This window comes from Marinobacter daepoensis DSM 16072 (assembly GCF_000421165.1).
Taxonomy (GTDB): domain Bacteria; phylum Pseudomonadota; class Gammaproteobacteria; order Pseudomonadales; family Oleiphilaceae; genus Marinobacter; species Marinobacter daepoensis.
Window position 1 is genome coordinate 444,444 of the sequence record NZ_ATWI01000008.1, and the last position, 26,323, is coordinate 470,766.

At 57.2% G+C, this 26,323-nt stretch carries 23 protein-coding genes; 10 read left to right on the forward strand and 13 right to left on the reverse strand.

The features are described 5' to 3' along the window. Window positions 1–12: 12 nt before the first annotated feature. From K325_RS0102690 to K325_RS18910, 7 genes are all read right to left on the reverse strand, one after another. Window positions 13–282 carry a K+/H+ antiporter subunit F gene (locus K325_RS0102690; protein WP_029652712.1) on the reverse strand — a complete coding sequence of 90 codons (270 nt, stop codon included), beginning with the start codon at window positions 280–282 and terminating at the stop codon, window positions 13–15. Beyond that, a complete protein-coding gene (locus K325_RS0102695; protein WP_029652714.1) occupies window positions 279–767 on the reverse strand; it encodes a Na+/H+ antiporter subunit E in 489 nt (162 codons plus the stop codon). The genes K325_RS0102690 and K325_RS0102695 overlap by 4 nt, the downstream gene beginning before the upstream one ends. Next, complete coding sequence (locus tag K325_RS0102700; protein ID WP_029652715.1) at window positions 767–2,284, reverse strand: monovalent cation/H+ antiporter subunit D; 1,518 nt, start codon at window positions 2,282–2,284, stop codon at window positions 767–769. The genes K325_RS0102695 and K325_RS0102700 overlap by 1 nt, the downstream gene beginning before the upstream one ends. Further along, window positions 2,281–2,649, reverse strand: a complete 369-nt coding sequence (locus tag K325_RS0102705; RefSeq protein WP_029652716.1) for a Na+/H+ antiporter subunit C — start codon at window positions 2,647–2,649, stop codon at window positions 2,281–2,283. The genes K325_RS0102700 and K325_RS0102705 overlap by 4 nt, the downstream gene beginning before the upstream one ends. Continuing rightward, complete coding sequence (locus K325_RS0102710; protein WP_029652717.1) at window positions 2,649–5,450, reverse strand: monovalent cation/H+ antiporter subunit A; 2,802 nt, start codon at window positions 5,448–5,450, stop codon at window positions 2,649–2,651. The genes K325_RS0102705 and K325_RS0102710 overlap by 1 nt, the downstream gene beginning before the upstream one ends. A 364-nt stretch (window positions 5,451–5,814) precedes the next feature. Further along, entirely contained in the window at window positions 5,815–5,979 is a 165-nt protein-coding gene (locus K325_RS18665) for a hypothetical protein (protein ID WP_169441752.1), read from the reverse strand. 139 nt (window positions 5,980–6,118) lie between these two features. Next, window positions 6,119–6,352, reverse strand: a complete 234-nt coding sequence (locus K325_RS18910; protein WP_420835441.1) for a helix-turn-helix domain-containing protein — start codon at window positions 6,350–6,352, stop codon at window positions 6,119–6,121. Between K325_RS18910 and K325_RS0102720 the strand changes: the two genes are divergently transcribed. The 3 genes from K325_RS0102720 (at window position 6,336) to K325_RS18775 (ending at window position 8,594) form a co-directional block, all read left to right on the forward strand. After that, entirely contained in the window at window positions 6,336–8,138 is a 1,803-nt protein-coding gene (locus tag K325_RS0102720; protein WP_029652718.1) for an acyl-CoA dehydrogenase, read from the forward strand. The two genes, K325_RS18910 and K325_RS0102720, sit on opposite strands and share 17 nt — an antisense overlap. Beyond that, window positions 8,138–8,275: a hypothetical protein gene (locus K325_RS18770; protein WP_228128375.1), complete on the forward strand. Its 138-nt coding sequence runs from the start codon at window positions 8,138–8,140 to the stop codon at window positions 8,273–8,275. The genes K325_RS0102720 and K325_RS18770 overlap by 1 nt, the downstream gene beginning before the upstream one ends. Before the next feature lie 112 nt (window positions 8,276–8,387). Then, on the forward strand, window positions 8,388–8,594 hold the full coding sequence (locus K325_RS18775) for a Clp protease/crotonase-like domain-containing protein (protein WP_228128376.1): 207 nt from the start codon (window positions 8,388–8,390) through the stop codon (window positions 8,592–8,594). Between the two features lie 58 nt (window positions 8,595–8,652). Here K325_RS18775 and K325_RS0102730 read toward each other — a convergent pair whose 3' ends face one another. Continuing rightward, complete coding sequence (locus K325_RS0102730) at window positions 8,653–9,900, reverse strand: alkane 1-monooxygenase (protein ID WP_029652719.1); 1,248 nt, start codon at window positions 9,898–9,900, stop codon at window positions 8,653–8,655. 183 nt (window positions 9,901–10,083) lie between these two features. On the opposite strand from K325_RS0102730, the gene K325_RS0102735 reads away from it, so the two are divergent. The 5 genes from K325_RS0102735 (at window position 10,084) to K325_RS0102755 (ending at window position 15,244) form a co-directional block, all read left to right on the forward strand. Then, window positions 10,084–10,335 carry a hypothetical protein gene (locus K325_RS0102735; protein ID WP_029652720.1) on the forward strand — a complete coding sequence of 84 codons (252 nt, stop codon included), beginning with the start codon at window positions 10,084–10,086 and terminating at the stop codon, window positions 10,333–10,335. Between the two features lie 79 nt (window positions 10,336–10,414). Further along, entirely contained in the window at window positions 10,415–10,729 is a 315-nt protein-coding gene (locus tag K325_RS0102740; RefSeq protein WP_029652721.1) for a hypothetical protein, read from the forward strand. Between the two features lie 172 nt (window positions 10,730–10,901). Then, complete coding sequence (locus K325_RS0102745; RefSeq protein ID WP_029652722.1) at window positions 10,902–12,938, forward strand: PhoX family protein; 2,037 nt, start codon at window positions 10,902–10,904, stop codon at window positions 12,936–12,938. A 234-nt stretch (window positions 12,939–13,172) separates the two neighbouring features. Beyond that, window positions 13,173–14,816 (forward strand): methyl-accepting chemotaxis protein, encoded by a 1,644-nt coding sequence (locus K325_RS0102750; protein WP_029652723.1) that lies wholly within the window; start codon window positions 13,173–13,175, stop codon window positions 14,814–14,816. Between the two features lie 59 nt (window positions 14,817–14,875). Continuing rightward, the gene (locus K325_RS0102755) at window positions 14,876–15,244 is read left to right on the forward strand and encodes a DUF4870 family protein (RefSeq protein WP_029652724.1); all 369 of its coding nucleotides are present in this window, start codon (window positions 14,876–14,878) and stop codon (window positions 15,242–15,244) included. 12 nt (window positions 15,245–15,256) lie between these two features. On the opposite strand, the gene K325_RS0102760 is transcribed toward K325_RS0102755, so the two are convergent. From K325_RS0102760 to K325_RS0102780, 5 genes are all read right to left on the reverse strand, one after another. Next, window positions 15,257–16,570 (reverse strand): MFS transporter, encoded by a 1,314-nt coding sequence (locus K325_RS0102760; protein ID WP_029652725.1) that lies wholly within the window; start codon window positions 16,568–16,570, stop codon window positions 15,257–15,259. A 65-nt stretch (window positions 16,571–16,635) separates the two neighbouring features. After that, window positions 16,636–17,730: a DUF1513 domain-containing protein gene (locus K325_RS0102765; RefSeq protein ID WP_029652726.1), complete on the reverse strand. Its 1,095-nt coding sequence runs from the start codon at window positions 17,728–17,730 to the stop codon at window positions 16,636–16,638. 12 nt (window positions 17,731–17,742) lie between these two features. Continuing rightward, window positions 17,743–18,777 (reverse strand): imelysin family protein, encoded by a 1,035-nt coding sequence (locus tag K325_RS0102770; protein WP_029652727.1) that lies wholly within the window; start codon window positions 18,775–18,777, stop codon window positions 17,743–17,745. A gap of 9 nt (window positions 18,778–18,786) precedes the next feature. Next, window positions 18,787–20,196: a di-heme oxidoreductase family protein gene (locus K325_RS0102775; RefSeq protein ID WP_029652728.1), complete on the reverse strand. Its 1,410-nt coding sequence runs from the start codon at window positions 20,194–20,196 to the stop codon at window positions 18,787–18,789. Window positions 20,197–20,333: 137 nt separating this feature from the next. Then, window positions 20,334–21,629, reverse strand: coding sequence for an imelysin family protein (locus K325_RS0102780; protein ID WP_029652729.1), 1,296 nt, complete (start codon window positions 21,627–21,629; stop codon window positions 20,334–20,336). Window positions 21,630–21,936: 307 nt separating this feature from the next. Here K325_RS0102780 and K325_RS0102790 point away from each other — a divergent pair, with 307 nt between their 5' ends. Then, window positions 21,937–25,086: a carboxypeptidase-like regulatory domain-containing protein gene (locus K325_RS0102790; RefSeq protein ID WP_156836556.1), complete on the forward strand. Its 3,150-nt coding sequence runs from the start codon at window positions 21,937–21,939 to the stop codon at window positions 25,084–25,086. Between the two features lie 19 nt (window positions 25,087–25,105). Continuing rightward, window positions 25,106–26,254: a cytochrome-c peroxidase gene (locus K325_RS0102795; RefSeq protein WP_169441754.1), complete on the forward strand. Its 1,149-nt coding sequence runs from the start codon at window positions 25,106–25,108 to the stop codon at window positions 26,252–26,254. The last annotated feature ends 69 nt before the right edge of the window (window positions 26,255–26,323 follow it).

Sequence of the window (26,323 nt, forward strand, 5' to 3'; positions counted from 1 at the left end):
GTGTCCTCCGGTTTATTCGATCACGCTGCCGCGTTTGAGGTATTTCGCCATGGCAACGGTTCCCACGAATCCCATCACTGCCAGGAGCAAAGCTGACTCCAGATACATACGGGTACCCAGGGTAATGCTCAGAAGAATGATGAGTGCAATGGCGTTGACGTAGAGGGTGTCCAGTGCGAGCACTCGGTCTGGCGCATCCGGCCCTTTGATAAGGCGATAGACATTCAACAAGGCCGCCAGGGTCACCATGGCGATGGTGGCGTAAAGGGCGATGGTCATCATCGGAACATCTCCAGCAGCGGTTTTTCGTAACGGTTGTGGATGGCGTCGATCACGCTCTGATCGTCTTCCGCATCAAGGGTATGGATCAGCAGCAGTTTCTGGTCGTCACTGACATCGGCACTGACGGTGCCTGGGGTCAGAGAGATCGTGCTGGCGAGAATTGAGATCGCCAGCGGATGCTCAACCTGCAGCGGATAGCTGACAAACACCGGGCGTGGTTTCCGGGGGCTCAGGATGAGCCGTGCCACCGAAAAACTGGCTACAACAATATCCCACAGCAAAATCAGCAGGTACATCGGCATACGCCAGGGCTTGATGAACGCCGGGCGTTCTGGCCAGAAACCCCGGGTAATCTGGGGGATCAGCCAGGCCAGCAGCAGGCCCATGACCACGCTGGCGCCGGAAATACCTTCGCTCAGGAACTGCCAGGTTGTGAACAGGATCAGGCTCAGCCAGGGCTGAGGAAAGCTAAGGCGGTCCAGCATCAGTCATCCTCCCCGACCATTGAGGTCTGCAGAATCTCTGTGTATGCCCCAGTGTCAAGCAGTTGCTGGGCAGTGGCATCGGTGTATCGGTTGATTGGGCCTGCCAGGGCGACGATCACAACGGTCAGTGCGATCAGTGTCCCGGCGGCTGTAGTCACTTTCCCTTTGACCGGTTCCGGCTGTTCCAGATGGCCATCTACCGTGCGCCAGAACACGATACTGCCCGCACGGCTGTAGGCAATCACGGTCAGGAAACTTCCGATCAGGAGCACTGACCACAACCAGGCCATCTGCGGGCCTGGCTCAACGGATTTCAGAATCAGAACCTTGCCGAAAAAGCCGCTCAACGGTGGCAGGCCTGCGGCGGCCACAGCGCCCATCATGAACAGAACCCCCAGCAGTTTCCGGTTACGCATTCTGGGGGCGGTAATGATTCGGTCACGGGCACTGCCACGTTGATGGGCGACAAGTTCCGCCACCAGAAACAGGCCGGCAACGGTCCAGGTTGTGCTGAGCAGATAGAACAGAGCTGCTGACAGGCTGGCCGCACTGCCCAGCGCGACCGGGGCGAGCAGGGTGCCGACAGAAATGATGACCTGCCAGGCCACCAGCGATTTCAGGTTATCCGCGCCGAGCGCGCCGATGACGCCGATGGCCAGGGTGGCGAGCGCCAGCGGGAACAGCCAGTCCATCCCCAGGTTTGCCAGTTCGCCAGCGTCGTTGCCGAACACCAGCAGGTAAACCCGGATGATGGCGTATACGCCCACTTTGGTCATCACGGCAAACAACGCGGCTACGGGAGCAGTTGCCTTCGCATAGGCTTTGGGTAGCCAGAAACACAAAGGCAGCAGGGCGGCTTTCAGGGCGAAGACCACCAGCAACATCATGCCGCCCGCTTTGACGATGTTCAGGTTGTCACCTGTCACCTGGGGAATTTTTACGGCCAGGTCAGCCATGTTCAGCGTGCCGGTCACGCTGTAGATCATGCCCACGCTGATCAGGAAAATTGAAGAGCCAATGAGATTCAGGACCACGTAGTGCAGACCGGGAACCGTCCGGACCGTTCCGCCGCCGTGCATGAGCAATCCGTAGGACGCTATCAGTAACACTTCGAACGCAACGAACAGGTTGAACAGGTCGCCGGTGAGGAACGCGATGTTCAGCCCCATCAGCTGGAACAGAAACAAGGTATGAAACTGGCGGTTGCCTTCATCTGCGCCACCGATGGAGAACATGTGGCAGCACAGGGCAAGTACCGATGTCATGACCAGCATCAGTGCGGCCAGTCGATCAAGGACCAGCACAATGCCGAAAGGCGGCTGCCAGTTGCCAAAGGCGTAGATCCGGTAGCTGCCATCGTCAGCGAGGGCCAGAAGAACCAGGCTGGAGGCCAGAATCAAAGCCGTTGTGGCGATACCCAGCGTGCGGCGCAGGCTGATGGGGGCATAGCCCATGAATGTCTGGAGAATGCCCCCGAGCATGGGAATCAGAATTGGAGCGGTAAGCCAGTGAGTCATTTGTCGGAAACCTCTTCGTCCTGCTTTCCGCGGGTGGCTGATTCGGGGCGCGCGCCGTCCACATGGTCATCGTTGTTGTCGGCCAGGTTGCGGAGTGACAGCACCACCACAAACGCGGTCATGGCAAAGCCGATCACGATGGCGGTCAGCACCAGAGCCTGGGGCAGCGGGTCCGAGTAGGCGGTGGTGCTGCCGATAATGGGTTGCTGGCCAGTGCTGAGGCGACCTGACGAAAACAGGAACAGGTTTACACCGTAAGACAATAGCGTGAGCCCCATGACGACCGGAAAGGTACGGGCCCGCAACAGAAGGTAAACGCCAGAGGCAGTAAGAGCGCCAATGACCAGCGCGTAGACAAGTTCCATTACGATTTCTCCCGCGGACTCTTGATCGCTGAATGAGGGGACAGGCGCCCAATGCTGACCAGAGCCAGCAAGGTGGCACCAATAACCGTCAGGTAGACGCCAAGATCGAAGACCAGGGCGGATGCGACTTCGAACTTGCCGACCACCGGCCAGCTGATGTAATCAAACGTGGATGTCAGGAACGGGTAGCCGAACGCAAGGCTGCCGGCGCCCGCGATGGTGGCAAACAGAAGGCCGAGGCCAATCATGTTGTGGTATTTGAAGCCGATGCGATCCTGAGTCCAGACCATGCCGCTGGCGATGTACTGGAGAACCAGAGCAACGGAGGTGATCAGTCCGGCAATAAAACCGCCACCTGGCAGGTTGTGACCGCGCAGGAATATGTAGGCCGAAATCATCAGAGCCAGTGGCAGCATTGGACGCGCGATCTGTTTGAGCATCAACGGATGGGCGTCCCGGGTCCACGGATGGCCCTGACCATCGCCGGGGGGCGGTGTCAGTGCCGTGTTCTTGAGCATGGCATAGATGCCCAGCGCAGCAATGGCCAGTACGGCTATTTCACCCAGCGTATCGAAGCCCCGGAAGTCCACCAGAATCACGTTGACGACGTTGGTGCCGCCGCCCCCTGGTTTGCTGTTTTCCAGGAAGAAATCAGAGATGGAGGTGAATGGCTGGGTCAGCATGGCGAGTGTTACCAGCGTCATGCCGACACCCGCTGCCAGCGACAGGGAAATATCGCGGAACCGCCGGGCTCCGGAGCTTTCCAGTGGTGTCCAGGACGGCATGTAATACAGCGCCAGCATCAACAGAACGACGGTAACCACTTCCACCGACAGCTGGGTCATGGCGAGATCCGGGGCAGAGAATCTTGCAAAAGCCAGGGCTACGATCAGGCCAACCACGCTGAGCAGTACCAGAGCGGTGAACCGTTCCCGGTGCGCGGCGGCTGTGCCAAATGCACACAGGATCAGAACCCCGGCAGCTATGGCGGTAGGCCAGTCAACGGGTGACAGACCATTCCCGCCCACGAAGACCCCGAGATTGATCAGTGGCATTGCCGCTACGGCGATGACACTGACAACGAGAAGCATGGCGTAACGCTGAAGCGAGCCGTTTTCCAGTGTTGCGGTGAAGCGGTTCGAGAGGTTTACGAAACGGGAAACAACGGCTTCAAAGACCGCTTTTTCATCGATTTCCTTGAATCGGGCGTGGAAATTGAAGAAACGCTGGCGCTGGCTGTACATGATCAGGCCGCCGACAAAGGCCGCGATACTCATCATCAGGGGCAGATTGAAGCCATGGATGACGGCCAGTTGATAGTCCGGTACCGCGCCGCCAAGGGTGGCATGCGCTGCAGAATACAACAGTGGCCCCACTGATATGGCGGGGAACATGCCAACCATGATGCAGGCAAACACCAGAATCTCTACCGGAAACTTCATGTACCTGGGCGGCTCGTGAGGGGGATAAATTGGCAGATTGACCGGCTTGCCGTTGAAAAACACGTCGTGAATGAAGCGGGCGGAGTAGGCAACGGCAAAAATGCCCGCCAGGGTTGCTACGATAGGCGGTATCCAGGCCCAGATTCCCGGCAGGTTCAGTTGCAGGGATTCGGCAAAAAACATCTCTTTACTGAGGAACCCGTTCAGCAAGGGGACCCCCGCCATGGAGGATGCCGCCACCATCGCCAGCGTTGCGGTATGAGGCATGTACCGCCACAGCCCGTTGATCCGGCGCATATCCCGTGTGCCGGTCTCATGGTCGATAATACCGGCTGCCATAAACAGCGACGCCTTGAATGTGGCGTGGTTGATCACATGGAACACCGCCGCGACGGCGGCCAGCTCCGTACCCATGCCAAACAGCAGAGTAATCAGCCCCAGATGACTGACGGTGGAATGGGCAAGCAGGCCTTTAAGGTCGTGCTTGAACATAGCCACATAGGCGCCGATCAGCAAGGTGGCCATGCCGGTAAAGCTGACCATATAGAACCAAAGCTCGGTGCCAGCCAGGGCCGGGTACAGCCTGGCCATCAGGAAAATACCAGCCTTTACCATGGTGGCTGAGTGGAGGTAGGCCGAGACCGGAGTGGGGGCCTGCATGGCGTGCGGTAGCCAGAAATGGAACGGGAACTGAGCCGACTTGGTAAACGCGCCCAGCAGCACCAGGGTCAGGGCGACGGGGTACATGGCGTGTGCCTTGATGAGATCCCCGGCCGCGAGTACATCATCCAGCTCATAACTTCCCACAATGCGGCCAATGATCAGGATCCCTGCGAGCAGAGCCAGACCGCCGCCGCCGGTGACCGCCAGTGCCATACGAGCACCACGGCGGGCATCCTGCTTATGATTCCAGAAACTGATCAGCAGGAATGAGGTCAGGCTGGTCAGCTCCCAGAAGATAAGCATCAGAAGCAGGTTTCCGGAGAGCACAATTCCCAGCATCGAACCTTTAAAACAAAGGAGCAGAGCGTAGAACTTGCCAACGTTCTCCGTGGGTTTCAGATAGTAGCGGGCGTACAGGATAATCAGCACGCCGATGATCAGTATCAGCAGGGCAAAGAGGAGAGAGAGCCCGTCAAGACGGAAACTGAACGCGATTCCTATGGCAGGCAACCATTCCCAGCTTTGCACAACGGTGCCGCCGGTGGAGAGTGTCTCCCAGTGCGGAAACAGGGCGGCCAGGGCGATCAGTGCCGGAACCGAAGAGGCAATGGCAATGGCCGTTCGTCCTCCCTGGGCGAACAGTGGTGCGGCAATAGCCCCTAAAAATGGCAGAAGTACAACCAGCGGTAGCGACATCGCAACCTCGTTATCGGTTTTCTTTTTCGTGAGTGGTGAAGACTGCAAACCCGTCCGAGTTTAGCCTTCCGGCGCCAACCGTGCACACGGGCGCGCCAGCCAAACTGCGGAATGTCAGCCTGGGAAAGGTGGGTCCGGGAAAAAGGGAAGACGCCCCCGCTGTTGGTATAGATCAGCAGTTTTGGGCTTGGCTAGAGATACTGTGCAGCCGGTGGACCTTTCGGTCATGGTTGCTCCGTCCGTCAAACTTGAGAAATGATAATACGTGGCCGGTTGGCAAGGTCAAGTCGGCTGACGGATTTAGGCACCGAAAATTGTCACCTGTCTGCCCGGTATGGGCACTTCAGGGTAAGGTGCCTGTGTATTATCGAGCGGATTTCAGGGCGTTGAAAATGGCCTCCGCTTCGGCTTCCAGAACCTGGCAGCGAAGGCTGTTGCCCTGCTGGCTGGCTTGTGCCAGTTGTTTACGCTTCATGTCGTAAAGCCGGCTAAGCGTGTCGACTCGATTTTGCTTCAGCAATGCGTTCATGGAAACGACCTCCCCGAACGGCTATGACTGTCAAGATTGTTTACGTAAAGCGGCAAAAAAACGCCTATATCCCAGTTTGATGCATAACCCGGGCCAGTGAAACGCTACGAAAGATCGAAATGCGATCAGTAAAACAGTACTAACGGCCGAATCGGGCACGATAGGCGCCCGGTGCCAGGCCTGTGTGCCGGCGAAACAATCGACTGAATGAACTGACGTCTTCATACCCCACCGTTCGTATGACCGATTCCAGTAAGCTCCTGGATGGCGGAATCCACCAAGAATATGTCAGAAATGACAATTCCAACAACCATAGTCCGTGTGAGACGCTAGAGCCAATCAACAGGAGAGAATCAATGACCGATACCCTCATCGACCGCCGAGACCTTGAATTCCAGCTCTACGATGTGATGAACACTCAGGCCCTCACGGGCCGCGAACGGTTCAGCGAACACAGCCGGGATACTTTTGATGCGGTCATCGACATGGCCGATAAAATGGCCAGAGAGACATTCGCGAACCACAACAGCGCCGCTGACAAAGACGAGCCAAGGTTCGTCAACGGCCAGATTGAGATGCTCCCGGAGGTTAAGCAGGCGTTCGATGCCTATGCGCAAGCCGGATTCCTGGCGGGCCGTTACGACCATGATCTTGGCGGCATGCAGCTTCCGGAAACCATCATGGCCGCCTGCAATGGTTTCTTCACCGCAGCCAACCCGGGTACGGCAGGTTATCCGTTCCTTACCACGGCCGCTGCCAATCTGATTCGTGTCTTCGGTAATGACGATCAGAAATCCAGGTTTCTGCCTAATATGCTCAACGGCCGGTACAGCGGCACGATGGCGCTGACCGAGCCTCACGCGGGGTCCAGCCTCGCTGACATTCGCACGTCGGCCACGCCTGCTGACGACGGTCACTATCTGATCAAAGGCGCCAAGATCTACATATCTGGTGGCGAGCAGAGTCTCACCGAGAACATCGTTCACATGGTACTGGCCAAGATCAAAGGGGCCCCGGCCGGTGTAAAAGGGATTTCGCTGTTTATCGTTCCGAAGTTCCATGTCGATAAGAATGGCAATCCGGGCGAACGCAATGGTGTCAGCCTGGCCGGCCTTATCCACAAACTTGGCTACCGTGGCACCACTTCAACTGCCCTGAGTTTTGGTGATGATGCCCCATGCCACGGCTATCTGGTGGGTGAACCGCATCAGGGGCTGAAGTACATGTTCCAGATGATGAATGAAGCGCGCATCGGTGTCGGGTTTGGGGCGGCCGTTATCGGTTACCGGGGCTATATGCACAGCCTGGAATATGCCAAAGATCGTCTGCAGGGGCGAAAAGCCAGTGAGAAGAACCCGGAGAGCCCGCAAGTTGCTATCATTGAGCATGCGGATGTGCGCCGGATGCTACTGGCGCAGAAAGCCTACAGTGAAGGCGGGCTGGCTCTGTGTCTCTATGGCGCGCGTCTGATGGACGACCAGCAGACGCACCCGGATGAACAGAAACGGATGGAAGCTGGCAAGTTACTGGATCTGCTGACCCCGGTGATCAAGGCCTGGCCCTCGGAGTACGGCCCCAAGGCGAACGATCTGGCCATTCAGGTCTATGGCGGGGCAGGCTACACACGGGAGTATCCGGTGGAGCAGTGCTGGCGGGACAACCGGCTGAACCCGATTCACGAGGGCACCAACGGCATTCAGGCACTGGATCTGCTGGGGCGTAAAATCTGGCAGGACCAAAGCCACGGCCTGCAGTTGCTGATGCAGGAAATGCAGATCGACCTGCAAGCGGCCAGTACCGATCGCTGCCAGCAATGGGCGCTGTCACTCAGTGAGACCCTGCAACAGGCGGTGAAAGTTACCCAGAGCCTGGGGAGATCCCTGATGAGTGGAGACGTTGATAAGTCGCTGGCCAACGCCAGCTGTTACCTGCATCTGTTCGGCCATATTGTGGTCGCCTGGATGTGGCTGCGACAGGCCAACGCCGCCGCCACCGCGCTGGCGTCCGCCAACAGCGACGTTGAGCGCAACTTCTATCAGGGTAAGCTGCAGGCGGCTCAGTACTTTTTCCACTGGGAATTGCCGACCGTAGCGCAGGATCTGGTGCTGCTGCGCAATCAGGACGATACCTGTCTGAATATGAAAGCGGAGTGGTTCTGATGTCGCTGGTTGACGTCGAAAAACAAGGCCATATCCGCATTGCCGCCAGAGTCACTCGCTTTGCTCAGCTGGAAGTGAAGAGAGGCATCTTCGCCTGCGGTGGAGCCACCATCCGTTTGCCGCGTGAAATCGGTTAGGGCAATGCCCAGCGTTACCTGCTCACCGGAGACGAATGGGCCGCCGAACAAGCCTGTCAGTGGGGCCTGATCCAGGAACTGGTGGAACCCGGGGAACAAGCTCAATAAGGCCATGGAAATCGCCGAAAAGATCGCTAAGGCCGCGCCCTTGGGGGTTCAGGGCAGTCTGAAGTCGTCCAGGCTTGCCATTTCCGAAGGTCAGGAGGTGGCCAGGGAGTGCCTGTTTCCGGAACTGCGGCCGGTGATGGCCAGTGAAGAGGTCCAAGAAGGCATCCAGTCGTTCCTGGAGCGGAGGGAGGCGGTGTTTAAGGGGAAGTAAGCCGGCACCTTGATCAACAGGCCAGGGCCGGCAATCAGACCACTAAATCAGTCAGACCTCAGGCAGCTTCAGGCTCCGAAGAACTGTCAGCCCGACGAGCTGCAGCTACCGTGGCTGCATAATCCGCATACCTCGCCATCAGCTCTTCTTTACGATCAGGGTCCCAGTTGATCTTTGACAGGTCCCCCTCGTAGTGATCAATCACCCGCTTATCCATGGTCTCGTACCACCACTGCGGCAGGTAAGCCGGCAGCAACATCGATGCGTAGCCACCCGGCAGCTGTGGCGCCTTCTCGAAATGTCGCAACGCCTGAAAGCTCCGGGTTGGGTGCGCATGATGGTCAGAGTGCCGCTGTAACTGATACAGGAACAGATTGGTTACAATGTGATTGCTGTTCCAGCTGTGCTCTGGTTTTGTCCGCTCATATTTGCCATTTTTGTCTTTTTGCCGCAGTAGACCGTAGTGCTCAATGTAGTTCACACTTTCCAGCAGGCTGGCTCCGTACACCGCCTGTGCCGCCAGGAAGGGCACGGCCCTTGGGCCACAGGCCAGCGTGGTTGCGCCAAAGAACCCGGCGGTCATGGCCCAGCCCTGCAGAAGCTCGTTCTCAAGACTCCAGAAACTCTTACCCTTGCGTTCCAGCCTCGCCTTTTCAATTTTCACCGAAGACTTGATGCCGCCAAACACAGTGCGGGGCAGGAACTTCCAGAAACTCTCGCCCATCCGGCTGCTGGCGGGGTCTTCCGGTGTGGCCACCCGCTTGTGATGGCCAAAGTTGTGTTCTACCACAAAGTGGGTGTAACCGGTGGGGGCCAGGGCTGCCATGGCCATCAGTTTGTTCAGCTTGTTGGATTTGTGTCCCAGCTCGTGTGCCGTGTTAATGCCGACACCATTGATAGCGCCTACGGTCAGGGCCAGGCCAATTTTGTCTTCCAGGGGTGTTTTCTTTCGGCTGGCCAGCCAGGCTCCCATGAAGGTCATGGCATATTGGGTCGGAATGAAAGCTTTGACGATCCGGTCGTAGTATTTGTCCTGCTCCAGAGACCGGACCGCAGACTCTGGCGGGTTGCTCTTGTCTTCACCGATTGTGCGGTCAAGTGCGGGGATGATGGCGTGAACCAGAGCCGGCCCTGTCCAGGCCAGCCCCTTGAGTTTTTTGGGGGCCAGGGCATACCCGGTCAGTGCGGCCAGGCCGATGCCCGGCAAGGCTGGGCCTAGCAGCCAGAGGTAGCGTTTGGGGTCTGACCAGTGCTCAGTCTCGGGTGTCGCTTTCTCGTTGAGTGGGGGAGTGGCTTTGGCATTCATCTCAGGTCCTCCGTGGAGTTTGTTGTGATTCTTCTCCGAATTTATGTCGGACAATCTGTCAATACAACACGGAGGGTTGGCTGGCCTTTAAACTGGCCCGGGATGACATTTGGGGGGGCAGGTGGCGATTTCAGGTGCGCTGGTCCATCCTTTCAGGAAACAACAAAAACAGGGATGCGACGAATGAATGCCTCAAACCTCTCGCCAGCCACCATGTCATGGGCTGCCAAGCAGCGGCTGCTGGAATATGCTCAGGCTATGCGTCTGGCCGAAATTATTTATCAGGACCCGAATGGTCAGGTGTGCGTGGTTCATGCGGTGGTCCGGGAGATACTCAGTCGGGCAGGGGGAGATTTTGTTGTCCTGAGCAAAGGCCAGGTTGTTGCGGCAGACCATATCATCATGATTGACGGTGAGCGGTTAACGAAAGAGTAATTGCCCGGTAATTGCTATTGGTCCGGTGCTCCCTCTACTCTGTTGGCGTTGTAAACATATACCGACAGAGGGACATGTTATGAAGAAGTTTACCTTGAGCGCACTCGCACTGGTGGCCACGCTTGGACTTTCCGCCTGTAGCTCAGAGAGCGATGAAGGCGCGGATTTTGAACAGGCGGGTGAAAACGCCGAGGAAATGATGGATAACGCTGCCAACGCCACGGAAGAAACCTGGGAAGAAGCGACAGGCCAGGACGAAGGGGTGATAGGCGAAATGCAGGAAGGCGCTGAAAACGCCGGTGACGAGCTTGAAGAAGCCGCCGATAAGGTCGGCGACTCCATGGACGAAGCCGCTGACTCCATGGAAGAAGGTTACGACGAGATGACTCAGTGATCCTGAGTTGCGGGATTACGGGGCCGGTGTGGCCCCGTTCCTTCCCAGGCGGAATCCCTGTCATCGAACGTTAATGAATCTGTCTTAAATCCGTTTATCTCCTGTCACATATCTTTCCGACACTTGCCTCTTGAAACAAAGGACTCGTCTACTAATCCAAGAGAGGCAAATCATGGCCAAGCACGACCTTGATCCTAATTACCTTGACCCGAACTACGAACCGGTGGTTAACCACTCTGAAAATACGCCCTTTCATGAGGTTCTGTCTGCTCGTATGCAGCGCCGTACGGTGATGAAGGGCAGTGTGGGCGCGGCTCTGGCAGGCGTGATGGGCCTGGGGCTGGTGGGTTGTGGCAGTGATAGTGACGACGATGACGATACTGGTGGTAACGTCCTGCCCCCGAAGGTGGATACCAAACTGGGGTTCCAGGCCATCCCCGTTTCTACCGCAAATGAAGTGAAAGTACCCGAGGGTTACACTGCTGAGGCCTTCCTGCCCTGGGGGACCCCGATCACCGGCTCTTATCCGGAGTATCGTCCCGATGGCTCTAACACCGGTGCTGAGCAGGAACAGCAAGTTGGCATGCATCACGATGGCATGCATTTCTACCCGATTGATGTGAAGTCTGGTGGTAACAGCTCTGAAGAAGGTCTGTTGGTGATGAACCATGAGTACATCGACCAGAGCGCGATTCACACCAACGGTGCCACCAGCAACGCAGACGGCTCACGCCCGGCCGATGAGGTCCGCAAGGAAATTGCGGCGCACGGTGTTTCCGTGGTGCACATTCGCAAAGACAGCGCGGGCAAGTGGGACGTGGTGTTTGGCAGTCGGTTCAACCGTCGTATCACCGGTGGCACAGCCATGGACATCCGTGGCCCTTTGCGTGGCTATGGAAAACTGGTCACACCGTACAGTCTCGATGCCACTGAAACCCGCGGAACGCTGAACAACTGCTCCATGGGGCCGACACCCTGGGGCACCTATCTGACGGCCGAGGAAAACTGGCACGGTTACTTTGCCTTTGATACCGACAAGGCGGCTCGCCCCAGAGAGTATGTGCGTCATGGGGTTGGCGGGAGTTCGCGTTACGACTGGGAGAAGGCCGACAGTGGTCTCGATCAGTATCGTCGTTTTGACGTAACCCCGACGCCGGGCGGCTCGGCGGAAACGGATTACCGCAATGAAGCCTGCACGTTTGGTTACATGGTTGAAATCGATCCGTTCTCCCCGGAAAGCAAACCTCAGAAGCGGACCTCGCTTGGCCGGTTTGGCCATGAAGGGGTGATCTTCGCTCCGGTTACAGAGGGTCAGCCTGTTGTCTGCTACTCCGGTGATGACTCCCGGTTCGAATACATCTACAAGTTTGTTTCCGCGCGCCCATATTACGCGGCTTCCGCCGACGGTTCCCTGCTGGACGAAGGCACCCTCTACGTGGCCCGTTTTAATGATGACGGTACCGGTGAGTGGCTGTCGCTGTCCCTGAAGGACGAAACCTTCGCAGGTAAAGTTGCAGCCGCAAAAGGCAAGGAAGTCGGGCGCAGCGGGATTGTCTTTGACGGCTTCGACAGTCAGGCGGATGTGCTTCTGAATACCCGTCTGGCAGCTGATATTGCCGGTGCGACCCCCATGGATCGCCCGGAGTGGGGCGCGGTTGATCCGAACAATGGTGATGTGTACTTCACGCTGACCAATAACAGCAAGCGCACGGACGCTGAGACAGATGCAGCCAACCCGATTGCCAACAACATCAATGGCCACATCATTCGCTGGACCGAAGCGGATGGGAATCATGCTGCGATGGCTTTCGAGTGGGATATTTTTGTCTTTGCCGGTGAGCAGGGAACGGAAACCGTCGTTGATGGTGAAGCTGTGGTAACACTGGGAGATGAGAACATCTTTAACAGCCCGGATGGTTTGTGGTTTGACTACAATGGCCGTCTGTGGATTCAGACCGATGGCTACAGCAATGAGACGTTTGGTAACCAGATGATGCTGGCGGCAGACCCTGCAACCCGGGATATCCGGCGTTTCTTTGTGGGGCCTGTTGGTTGTGAGGTGACGGGGGTGGTGACCACTCCGGATACCAGCAACATGTTCGTGAACATTCAGCATCCGCGAGCCAACTGGCCGAACGCCTCGGAAGATCGCCCTCGTGACGCCACGGTGATCGTTACCCGCAACGACGGTGGTGTGATCGGAGCCTGAATGGCCTGACGTGCGCCCCGGCGTTTTAAAAAGCCCGTGCTGATTGATTCAGCGCGGGCTTTTCTTTTTGTGTTTCAGATTTTTCCGCGGGGGCCGATAACCATACAGACACTGCATTAGTGGTATCTTTAATCCACTAAAGTAGGAGTTATTAACCCCTGTCATTTCATTACTCTCAGGGCTGGCCTGACATAACAATATGCTTGTATTAGCAATGATAAAGGTGAGGGCACCATGGGTTTACTCGACCGCACTGTACTACTCTGGGGAGCGGGCATTGCCGTTGCGCTCAGTCTCGCCGGTTTACTGGTGGCTCCAGTGATCGGGCTGGATGCCGCGTCGCTTTTAATCGGGTTGCTGTCGGGGCTGGCCGTTGCAGCCGTTTATCTGGTGGTACGCGTGCTGGAGCCGATAGAGAGAAGCCTTGACGGCCTGAACGATGGCTCCCTGGCGGGTAACCACCCTCTGCGAGTGCGGTGCGCACAACTGCTGGCCGATGCCCGTGCGGGCAAGGCGCTTGTTGAAACGCTCTCGGCCAGCGCCGACAAGAACGCGATTTCTGCGGCAGAAGTGTCTTTTGCCGCAGATCAGGTCAAACAGCGCCTTGACCGACAAGTCGAAGAAACGGCCCAGATGGCGGATTACGCAGGCCGGATTACAGACTCTGTGCGAGAGTCGTCTGAACAGGCAGCCAACGCAGCCACCATGGCGTTGCAGAACCGTGAAGTCAGTGTGGAAGGTCGCCAGTCTCTGGTGTCTGCCATCGAAAGTGTGAGGCTGGTGCACCAGCAGTCTGCTGAAAACCTTCGTCTGATTCAGGCGCTGGATGAGAAGTCCGGAAAAATTCAGGGGGTTACGTCCACGATTCAGGGGATTGCGGAACAGACCAATCTGCTGGCCCTGAATGCAGCCATTGAGGCAGCTCGGGCGGGTGAACAGGGCCGGGGCTTTGCCGTGGTGGCGGATGAGGTCCGGCAACTGGCGGGGCGGACGGCGCAGGCAACCAGTGAGGTAGCGGAAACTCTGGATGAAATCCAGAATGACACCAAACTGATTGTATCCCGGATCGAGTCCCTGGCAGCCACAGTGGAAGCGGGGTTGGTGTCCGTTGAGGGCGTGGGCGGGCAGCTGGATCAGATCCGTGATCAGTCTGACCGCGTTCAGCAACAGGTGGCACGGATTGCTGAAATTGACCAGAGCAACGAGCAGAGCCTTGCCCAGGTATTCTCGGCGATTGAAACCGTCCGGGACCACCTTTCAGAGAGTGATGCCAGTGTGGCGTCTCTGGCAGGCCAGGCGTCGACGCTGATGGAGCTGGCGGAAATGGCCAACGCCGCGTTCGCGCTCAATAGTAGCGAAAGTTACCATCGACGTTTCTATGAACAGGCTTTGGAAGGTGCCGCGCAGATCTCCAGCCTGTTTGAGCGGGCGTTACAAGATGGCCGGCTGGATGAGGCGGCGCTTTTCGATAAGCAACGCAAGCCGGTTCCCAATACCGACCCTCTGCAGTATTCCAGTCGTTTTGATCAGTACACAGACCAGGTACTGCCGACCGTTCAGGAATCCATCAAGAATGCGCACGAGGCGATTGTTTTCTCGATCGCCTGCGCCCCCGACGGTTATGTGCCGACTCACAACAAGGCTTTTGCACACCCACCAACCGGTAACCGGGAAGTGGACCTGATTAAAAGCCGAAGTAAACGACTGTTCAACGACCGAACGGGGATACGGTGTGGTAGCCACACAGAGCCCATGCTGCTCCAGACCTATCGCAGGGATACCGGCGAGATCATGCACGATTTGTCGGTCCCTGTTTATGTGAACGGCAAACACTGGGGCGGTTTTCGGATTGGCTACCGGCCTGATGAGCATGGATGATTCGGGGCGCTCGCCTGGGCTGTGGTAGACTGCCGCTGGCGTGAAAAAGGAGACCTGACGTGCCCGAACCTGAATACATACCGGCAAATTCCAGAGACCAGCAGCCTCAGGGCCCTGACTCAGCCAGAAACCTGGCCGTGGCCGTCTATCTGTTGCAGGCCCTGGCGTTTTTCACCGGTGGCATGACAGCTCTGGTGGGGGTCATCATTAACTATGTGAAGCTGGATGATGTCCGTGGCAGCTGGATTGAACCTCATTTCCGCTGGCAGATCCGTACATTCTGGATCGGGCTGTTGTGGAGTGTCGTGGGCATGATCACGGCGATGCTGATTATCGGCTGGTTCATTCTGATCGGCATCGCCATCTGGGTGATATACCGGACCGTTAAGGGTGCTCTGGCCCTGAATGACGGCAAGCCCCCATTCTGAGAGCTGTTTGCCTCACTCTTCGGTGACCTCTTTCAGACGCAGTGCGCTCATCATACCCGCCAGTCCCATCAGGCCCAGCACCAGAATGACCGCGACCTCTGAAATCAGCGACAGGGCCGCCGTGAAACCGCCAGTCACTAATAGCAGAAGACCGATCACGGTGTTGCTGACGGCGGTGTAGTCCGTGCGCTTGTTACCACCGGCCATATCCACCAGATAGGTTTTCCTTCCCAGGCGGACGCCGGCGTGGGCGATGCTCAACACGAAGAAGGCCGCCGGGTAGAACCAGGCGCCCCCGAAGCCGGGGCCAAACACCAGTGCCAGCAGGCCGACCATCAGACAGACCCCACTGGCCATGGCGGCGCCGCGAATCATGACCCGGCGACTGGAGGTGTCGGCCGCCCAGCCCCAGAAGCTGGCGCTGAGTGAACTGGCAAGGCTGCTGGCCAGCAGGAAAACGCCCAGCAGCCAGCCAATATCGGATTCTCTCTGGGCCAGTACCACAAAATAAGGAGAGGCAAGGGCCGAGCACAGCAGCAAAGCCCGGGTGATGACAAACTGCCGAAACGGCACATCATCACGTAGCAGCGACAGGCTGTGTATCGCCTCTGTTATGGCATTGTTGCCGCCTCCGGTTTCGCCTTCGTATTCTTCCACATTGGCGAACAGAATCCCGGCGATCACCCAGAGAGCGGCTGCCAGCAAGAGCAGGGCAGTATAGAAAGCAATGGTCGGATCACCCCGGTCCCAGAAAAGAGCGGCGGTGAGAATGACGGTGGCGGTTCCGCCTATGGTTGTTGCCAGCCCTGACAGGCGCCCCCGGCGGGTTTTTGGAATGCATTTACCCTGAACGTCTTTCATGGCAACCGAGCAGAATCCCCGCGCCAGCGAAAACACTACCAGCGATGCAATGATGCCTCCGCCTGCAGCGTAGCCTTCCAGAAACCAGACGCTGGCAGCCATGGCGGCCACGCTCACTGCCTGGCCGAAACTGCCCAGTGTCCAGAACCACTTGCGAACCGCTTTCCGGCGTACCCAGGCGGCAATCATCATCTGGGGAACCATGGAGCCAGATTCCCGGATGGGCACCAGCCACGCCACCAGGGCTGGTGCACCCACTGCGCTCACCAGCCAGGCCAGCACGGTTTTCGGGCTGATCAGCAGGTCGCCCAGGTTTGTGAGGACGTTGCTGACCATAATCAGGAAAAAGTTACGGGGGACTTCCCGACAGGCCGCTTCCGGAATGTCTTTGCAGACCCGCGCGTCTTCCTCGTTGGCGATCAGGCTGTACAACTGGTCCAGGGTGTCTGTTCTGGTGGCTGACAAGAGACCGTCCTCTGAAAAAAATTTTGCCAAGCATACCAGTTATCCGCCAAAGGATGGGCGTCTGCTCAGACCAGATGATGGTCCCAGTGGACAGGCAGATGGGCCACCTCTCGAGCTGGATAGTGAGCGCTCAGGCGTACCAGTTTTCCCTGCCCTGAGGACACCAGAAAGTCACCGCCGGCGAGCGACTGAATGCCGGCACAATCGGGCAGTGAAAGGCGAGTGATCAGCGCCCCCGTGCTGCCCTGAAAGAGGATGGCGGTACCGCCCACGGGTGAGGCCGCGGCCACCAGATCGTTCTCCGGGTGGGCGACCACGCTGGCGATGTAGTTGCCCAGTGCAGACTGGGTGAGGGGATCAAACCGGTATTCCCGAAGCTGTCCGTTTTCGAGCCGGGCAAGGAGAGCCGGTGTTTCATGGCGCGGGCCCTGGTACTGATAGGCAGCATAAATCTGGCCGTTGGCACTGGTGCTGACGTGCCGGGTACTTTGATGATGGTGGGCAGGGGCAAGGCGCCCCGTTATGCTTCCTGAGTGCCGGTCCATCAGAATCAGGGCGGGTGCCATCGTGTCCAGATTGAGCTTGATCCGGTCATAATCCGGGTGGGTAAGAATGCCTCCCAGACCCACGACAAGCGTATTGCCGTCGGGGTGCAAGGTGATCTCATGGGGCCCGATGCCGCCCAGCTCAAAGGTCTGGGTGCGTTGGTACCCCCGTTGGGCGTCGTAAACGGCAACAATGCCTTGTCCCTGCTCATAACGGCTGGCGGTGGTGTACAGCCAGCGGCCGTCGGGGGAGAACACGCCGTGCCCCACGAAGTGCTCTCCGTTCTGCGCCAGAATCCGGTGCCGGCGCTGCCCGGTTGCTGCGTCGAAGACATAAAAAGACCAGCCGGGGCGGCGCTCGAAAAAAAGAATCTCATCCTGGCCGGGGCGGTTACAGCCACTGTGACAGCGGGTGTCGACCGGGGCTTGCCACAGGGTAGCGCCGGCCCGGTCGAAAGCGCTGACGCCAAAGCCACCGTTTGGCAGGCCGACGGCGCCCGAATAGCGTTCCGGCTGGCTGCCTGTTTTCCTTGGGAGCAGGGAGCAGCCGACCAGAGTCGCTGTGGCGCACCCGGCGAGCGTAGCTTTTAGTAAAGATCTTCGATGGATCGACATGGTCGTCTCCGGTTAATCGCCATCACTGGAGTTAAAACCGCGAATCACCCCCAGTGCGACGGCGGCCTCATCGTTGACGAGGGTGGCCAGTTGGGAAACGTCTACGTATAGCCCCTGAAGTGCCCGGAAGCGGTCGTCGTCGCCAAGCAACGTCTGCATGGGGGCGTCAGCAGCAGGGAAGTTATCAGCCACTTTGTTGAACTGAGCGCGAATGCGGCTGGCCAGGCTGGATTCCCCGCGGGCATCCAGCAGCGTGGTCAGCCCCGGCAGGAAATGGTTTTGCAAACCAGCCACGCCAGCCTTGGCGGCCTTCAGGCTGTTTCCACTGCGCCAGGCATCCGCGATATAGGGATTACGCCGACCATTGCCCCGAAGCCCCATCGGCTGGGCCAGCCGGCGCTCTTCAAGGATTTCGAGCGCGGTCATGCCGGCTTTGAGTGTTGTCTCCTGATAGAGCGCGTTGGCTAGATAGTGGGGCCTGAAATCGGACCATTGGCTGGCCAATGCCTCGGTGTTGTGGTTCACATGTTCTGCCACCTTGATCAGCAGTTCACAGGATCTGGGGGCAGGCAAGGCGTCCTGGCCGATACTCTGCTGTTCGTCGAACAGCAGAAATTCGATCATCGGGAATCCCTGAACCGCAACGCCGGACTGCTCAATGAGGTTGCTGGTGACGGGCGCCTCTGCCTTCAGGATGGTCTTTGCCTTGCGGGCGATCAGGTTTTTCGGGTCCGGCCAGAACTGGAATTGCCAGGCCAGATTGTTGTTCTCCACGGGCCCGAAATTGACAAAGCGAACGGCCTGCCAGGCCAGAAAGGCGTCCAGCCATCCCTTGTTAAGCGCTTTTCTGTGGTTGGTCGTGGGTTCTTCGCAGTAAGCAGACGCTGCTCGGAGCAAGGTGCTGGTTTCTGTCGTCAGCGTGTTGTAGCCCACCTTGATGCTTTGATGAAACTGTTCCAGAACGGCCTGCTCTGGCGTACCGGCATGGGTTGAGACCGAAGCGGCCACCAGCGCGATCAAACCACATAATCTGGTGAAGAGGTGCATGCGGCGTCCTCAGAGTGAGTTCAGGAAATCAATCAGAGCGTTGCGCCCGGATTCCGGCATCTGGCGATAGCGATCCGCGGCCGGTTGGGCCTCTCCGCCGTGCCATAGGATGGCTTCTTCCAGTGTGCGGGCCCTGCCATCGTGCAGGAAGCCCGCTTGCGGGTTGACCGTTTTGGTCAGCCCAATGCCCCATAGGGGTGGTGTGCGCCATTCACGGCCGTCCGCCAGGAACTCGTTGCGACCGTCCGTCAGTGCCGGGCCCATATCGTGCAGGAGCAAGTCGGTGTAGGGCCAGATGGTCTGATCGCTCAGGTCCGGGCGGTTGGCGACGTGTCCGGTCTGGTGTCTGGGGGTGTGGCAGCCTGCGCAGCCGGTTTCGTTAAACAGGCGTGCACCTTGTTGCACTGACTCAGAAGACAGATTCCGCCGGGCCGGGACGGCGAGGCTCCTGGCATAGAAGGTGACAAAGTGGGCCACCTTGTCGCTGACCTCGGGTGTTCCGCCATCCGCAAAACGTTCACACTGTTGTTCCGGCGTGCAATCCGTGGTGGGTTTGATGGAGGACGTCAGGCCCATATCGCCAGCGAAGGCGCCCATACTTTGCTGATGCACATCGGGCTCAGCTGCTTTCCAGCCAAATCGACCCGGAAGCGTCTGCTGAGTCGCGACGTCCCAAACCCGGTTTAACTTTCCGGAAATACCGTTGTTGTCGGAATCGTCGGGGTCGGCCAGGCTTTCAAGATCGGGAATGGGAATGGCTTCAAGCAGCCCCATGCCAATCATCTGAGGGGCGACCCGTGGGGAAATCAGCAGATCGTCCGGCAGTGGCCCGTAGTTGGGGTTCTCAATACGATAGATCGGTTGACGTAATTCAACCACCTTGCCGTCACTCATGGTTTCCCGGATAGGTTGCCATTCGATGACCAGGTCGGCTTCCGGCTTCGCTGCCGGTAACGCTGCGGTTTGTAGTTGGCTGCCATATACCGGAGCAGGCTTGAAGCCGTGCATACGAAGGGTGGCTGCATCTTGTTTCGGGTCGGCGGGCACGGCCAGCCGCAGAAACAGAGAAACCGGAGGTTCATTGGCGGCCGGAGGGTGTCCTCGTCCGTCTTTTATGTGGCAGCCCTGACAGGAGTTTGTATTGAATAACGGGCCCAGACCGTCCCGGGCATCTGTGCTTGCAGGTGCTTCGACCCAGGGGTTGCGGAAGAAACTGTTGCCAACGCTGAAATCCAGGCGCTTGGTCATGGACAAGTTACCCTGAGGTAGAGAGTAAGCGTTGGTGTCGAACTGGTTCACCGTTCCTTCTCCACCGGTGTCTGGTGTGGTCTGTATCGGGAAACCGGCGTGGGTGTCAGCCAGGACCGGGTGAACGCTGAGGGCCAGCGGGAGCAGGCAGGATATAAGTGCTTGTTTCATAAAAACTCGTGTTTCTGAAGGGAAAAAACCCTGGAAAATCCACCCGTGGCAGAGGGTGGGCTTTCCATGGTTTGTTCGAATAGAGGTTCTGCCGGAGACGAAAGTCTCCCGGCAGAACGGGATTCTGGCCGGTTAACTCAGAATGCGTGCCCGGCATCGTCAGGAGACAATGCTTCAATACCCAACTGGCGTGCAGCCTGCTCTATAGAGCCAGTCTGCTCGACCAGGGCGAGAATGGCACCATTCACAATCCGGGCCCCCTCGGCGTTGCCCGGAGCGATCATGGTGTCAAACGCCATTGGGTTCTGACTGCTCTCGGCTCGGGCCTTCATCAGACTCAGAGCTTTCATGGAAGCATCGAGTTGTCCGGTCAGGCGCTTGTCCAGTTCCGGGTTGCTTTGAGCAACCAGGTCCGACAGTGACGGGCCGGAGACCCGGGAGCCATCAACTCGCTGATACGTGCCGGTGTAAACGTTTTTGATGCCCTGTCCGTTGTAGTAATGGGAGTTGTGGGTGTTGTCGCTGAAGCAGTCGTGCTCGTCCTCGTAGGAGTTGGCTTCCAGGGCAACCTTCAGACGCTCCCCGGCCAGTTCGCCAAGCGACAGGGAGCCCATACCGAACAGCATTTTCTGAATGCCTTCATCGGCGTTGGCCGACGTCAACTGGGCACGGTAATTGTCGCTGGCACCGGGAGCCCACTGGGCCGCCATCCATTCGAGGTCGGTAATCAGAAGATCGGTCACTGCATCAAGGTACTGAGCGCGCCGTTCGCAGTTGCCGTTGGTACAATCCGCACCCTGAGCGAAGTCGGTGACCGGGCGCTCACCCGCGCCGCTCTCAAAACCGTGCAGGTCCTGCCCCCACAACAGGAATTCGATGGCATGGTAACCCGTCGCCACGTTCGCTTCGGAGCCGCCCACTTCGTTCAGATTCGCCAGAAGTTCAGGGCTAAGCGTTGCCACATCCAGACTTTCACCGCCCACGTTGATGTTATTGCTGGCAATAATGTTGGCTGTAGCCCCGTGGTTACCCAACTCGTGCTGGTAGTCGTCGGCTTTGACATAGTCGATCAGGCCTTCGTCCAGAGGCCAGGCATTCAGCTGGCCTTCCCAGTCATCGACGATGGTATTCCCAAACCGGAATACTTCTGACTGCTGGTAGGGAACACGGGCAGCTAGCCACGCTTCTTTGGCGGCGTTCAGGTTGGCTTCCGTGGGGTTGGCAATCAGGCGATCGGTGGCTTCGTCCAGCGCGCGTGCCGTTATCAGAGCATCACCATAGGTAGCGTGGGCCAGGTCTGCGTAGTGGGCGACAACTGAGGTTTTGGTGGCGGTCTGGTTTTGTTCTGCAGACCAGGGCGTGTTGGAACACCCTGCGGTAAGCGCAGCAGCGATGGTCAGGGCCAGCGGGGCCGGGCGAAACAAATCGTTCATTGCAAACTCCACATGAATTATAGATTCACTCATTTGAAAATGAGAAAACTTAGTGTTTGTGCTTTGGGTATGAAAGCCCGCTCATAGCGAGGGGGATGACGTAAGGTAAGTTGAACCTTAAAAATTATAAATATTAATACGAACGATTTGCAAGTGTGATTGGGTGTTGCCGTCCTTAGGTTGTTTTTGATCCGCCAGCCACAGAATAACATGATCGATATTAATAATGATTTGCATTTATGTTTGCGTCCTGCATAATTTGCATATATCAAAAATGAATGAATCGTCATGTTAGGGGGTGTTTTGCATGAGTCGACGGCGTTGGATGCCTTCCGTATTTCAGTTTGCCTTTGTGGTTGTGTCTGCATTGGCTGTGGCCGCTTGTGGTGGCTCATCGAGTGGAGGCTCAGGCAGTAACACTGAAGTGGAAGGTGCGGCGGTGGTCAGTGGCATTGTGACTGATCCACCAATAGAGGGCGCCGCTGTCAGGTTGGTGGATGCGCAGGGGGATGCGCTAACCCGGATCACCGTCAGCGACCGGGCTGGCCGGTTTTCATTTGAATTGCCCGGGACCAGCGATTTGACGGGTGCAAGGGTTGTTGTGGTTGGCGGTAAAGATGTCAAAACCGGCCAGGATTTTAGAGGCCTGACTCTGACAGCGGAAATAGCCGAGGGTGTTGAGACCTTCGTTACTCCACTGACGACGCTTGCTTCGGCTTATCGTCGGGAGGGTGGAGCGGCAGCGGACTTAGCGGTTTTGCTTGGATTGTCTGAATCCGACCTGATGGCTGATCCTGCCAATTCTGCCGTGGCTCAACGGGCCAGTTTGCTGATAACGGAATTGATGGTGGCCCTGAAGGGAGTTGATCAGGCGGATGAGCTGATTGCTGAGGCGCTGGAGTTGGTGGGGCTGGGCGCCTCCGGCGAGGCGGATTTTATAGCGGTCACTCAGCAGTTGGAAGCCAGTGACCGTACGCCGGGTACAAGCGATCGTCTTCTCAGTTCCCTGGTCGCGCGGATTGGCGGTTTGAACGAACGGGTGACTGAATCGCCGACCACAGCTCAGGGCATTGTCGAGACTTTTAATCTGATCAATCTGGAGTTTGGAGTAGGGCAGTATTTTGTTTCAAATCTGGGATTGAGTGAGACAGAGCCGCTCCGAGATAACGCTGAAAAAGTGGCTGGGGCCATCTGGCACGCTATCGGGAAGCGGGGGGTTCCGTCAGACAGTCCGGCGTTGTTGAACATGGTGAGGTTTGTTCTGCAGGACAACATGATCGAAAGCAGTGACTTGGAGGCTGACGGCTTTGAAGTTTCCGATCTGAGTGGTTCGGCAGCGGTGCTCAATCAGCTGGCAGATCAGAATTTTATTGATGTCGCACAACCCCTGGCGATAGGTGAAGAGCTTGGAGGGGATAATGAGGCTCGGGTTGGCTACTTTTTCAATTCGAACGTGTCTCCATACTACCGCTCTGCGCAGTTATTCGACGGTGTCTACGATGATGCCGTGTTGGACCCCCTCTATGTTCAGGTGGCGGCCGGGCAGGCATCGGCCGGTTTGATAGACACTGCTGATCTTACGGTATCGGCGTTCGTCTTTGGCGCTGTGGAGCGAGCTTCGGGTTATCGGGCGATTGCACTGGCACTGCTTGCCAAAGGTGAAGCCAATCTGGCGGTTGACTACCTGAAAAAGTCCCGTGAGGTTTACCTGGATTATCTGAGCGCGAAAAGTACGCCGGGCGGCGGCCTTGAGCTCAATGCAGACGATGCCGGATTTTTCCAGAGCCTGAGCGACGACTTTAAAACCGCAGGGAACATGGCAGAATCCATCGCTTCCTTTAGGCCTATTCAGTCGTACCTGGACGCTCAAAAAGGAACCTATTCAACCAGATATGCTCGCCTGATCTATTCGATGAGAAAGAACATCCATGACCTTTTTGAGAGTCAGTCTGATGGCGTGGCGACGGCGGTAAAGGCGTTTCAGGAAGCGGTTTATGGCTTGGGCGCTAATGGTTCAGACGAAAACTGTCACTCGGTCAGGATTGGCCTCTTGGCGGATGTGACCGATTTCGCGGTCCGTCTGGATGATCGCGGCGCGCTCAACAAATCACTGGATTCGTTCAAGCAGAGTTTTGAGAATGCCTGCGATGTTCCCTGGGCGTCACGCATCGCAAATCGTTTTTCCTATGGGTTTGGGTACGCCGACCGAGCGGTCGAGTTCCGAGAGTTGATTGAGCAGAAAATCCGGCCCGAAAGCGAGGCATTTGCGAGCAGCGCGCTTGCTGGTCTCGTGCTTTTCGATGCGTTGGGGCTCGCGGAGAGTGGCCGTGTCGAAGAAGCTATTCAGGTTGTCGTTTCCAGTACAGACGACATAGAGGCTCAGATTCAGGCACTAACCTTTGACGGTTTGGTTAAACGCAACTACCTCGCTGGCGAGCTTTTTGAGCGTGGTGCGCCGCTCGCGGCAAAACAAGTGCTTGATCATGCGTATGAGCTGTCTTTGTCGGGCGCATACTATGATCAGGTAGGTTCGCCGTCGTTCTTTGTCAGCCGAGGGTGTGGCGAGCTGGCAGAGTACTACAAAACATGGGTGAGTGTTGATCTGGCCAGGGCCAAAATGGCGCAGTGTCGGGATACTGTTGTGGCGAAGCTTGATCGGGTTGCTACGGAAGAGCAGTTTTCGACATACGCCGCGCTGATCCCAAAATACAAAGCCGTTGATCTGGATGATCAGTTGTTACCTTTAGTTGATCGGTATCGCGATCTTATACCGGTGCTGGCTTCGGCGGAGAACCGTCTGTCGAAATCCCTTGTCACGGCGAAGCTCTATGCTGAAGCCCATGCGCACGATTCTGCTCATCTGCTACTCGATGCTGCCTGGGGCATGGCAGACAGGCTGGTCGGCATGGCGGCAACAGATGAAGAGCGGGAGAGTGCGGTAGATGGCTATATTCAGGTTGGTAGATACCATGTCGAGGTCGCAGAGCAGATGCGGAGCGTGTTCCCGGCTGACGACGAGGCCCTTGCTCAGAGAGTTCGTGATATTCGGGCGGCGGTTCAGACCCAACTGATGGGGGACCATAAAGCCACGACGTATATCGAACGCCTGAACTCGCCCAAAACCAGGGATACGCTGTACCAAAAGGTGATTGGCTATCTGTCTCAGGCGCGCGCTTTTGCTGCGGCCATAGAGCTGGCGCAACAGACCGGACCTGGTGTTGAACGAAACAAGCGCCTCGCGATTGTGGCAGAGACACTTAATAGTTATGACGATTTCCCGGGCACAACGGTTGTGCGCTTTGATTTTGATCAGGACGGTTTGCCGGACTTTTACAGTCCTAGCTCATCGGACGATGAGCGCCTGAGGCTGAAAACGTCGTTGGATAGCGACATTGATGGCGACAGCATTCCAGATACGTCAGATATAACGCCTTATGATTTTTCCCAAGCCATTTAGTCGGTGTGAGGCCGTTGCTGTGACAGCCCGTTTTTTTGGAAAAAAACTGTGTCTGACGGTTCTGCTGGGAGGAATGGCCGCTGCCTGGTCCGGGGGGATATCGGCCGCATTAACCGAAGAGTGTGAGGCATCCGTTTCAGCGTTGCGGCAGTGCTATCTGCTGCCGCCAGACGAATGGCCGGCTCCTTCTGTTGACTCCCGGAGCTTTCGGGAACTGGGAGTGTTGCCGAAGGTTCCGGATGCGAATGAATCTGAGCAGGCCAGGCGTGCTTTGGGAAAGCGACTGTTCTCTGAGCCGTTGCTTTCCCGCTCCGGGCAGATTTCATGCTCGTCCTGTCATCGGCAGGAACAAGGGTTCGCTGACGGCATTCGAGTGCCGATAGGTCATGATCATGAGCGAGGTCCACGAAATACTCCGGGGTTGCTGAATGTGGGCTTGATGAGCCATTTCTTTTGGGATGGACGTGCCGCTAGTCTCGAAGAGCAGGCTGCCGGGTCTATCACTAATCCTGTTGAAATGGCGGCCACCCCTGAGCATGTCGTCTCGGTGTTGGCAGACCATCCGGAATATTCCGTTCAGTTCCAGGACATCTTCGGCGGTGACGAGATTCGATTTGAACACGTGACCGAGTCGATTGCGTCCTGGGTGAAAACGCTTCGGTCCCGGAAAAGCCCGTTTGATCGCTTTCTCGAGGGGCAATCTGAGGCGCTGAGCGATGCATCGGTCAGGGGACTTCACTTATTCCGCACGAAAGCTCGTTGTCTCAATTGCCATCAGGGACCGCTCTTGAGCGATGGTAAGTATCACAATCTTGGCCTGACTGGGTACGGTGGCAAGCGGGAAGATCTGGGGCGTTACCTCGTGACGGGGAACCCGGACGATGTTGGTCGCTTCAAAACGCCATCGCTACGGGAGATTAGTCAGACCGCACCGTATTTTCACTGGGGAACATTTCCTTCGTTACATCATGTGCTCTCAACCTATAACGCTGGGGGCTATCACTTTAAACGAGGGGATAAATACCAGGATGACCCGTTGTTTCCTTCGACGTCCAGTCTGCTGAGGCCGCTGGGGCTTACAGACAAGGAACTGAACGATCTGGAAAGCTTTCTGCACAGCTTGTCTTCAAGCACCCGGGATGGGTTTAGCATCGAGTTTTTACGCTAAGACGTTTGTCCTCGTGTTGGGTGGATTCTTGCGCTGATCGGTGCTGCGTTGCTGGCTGTTTTTGAATGA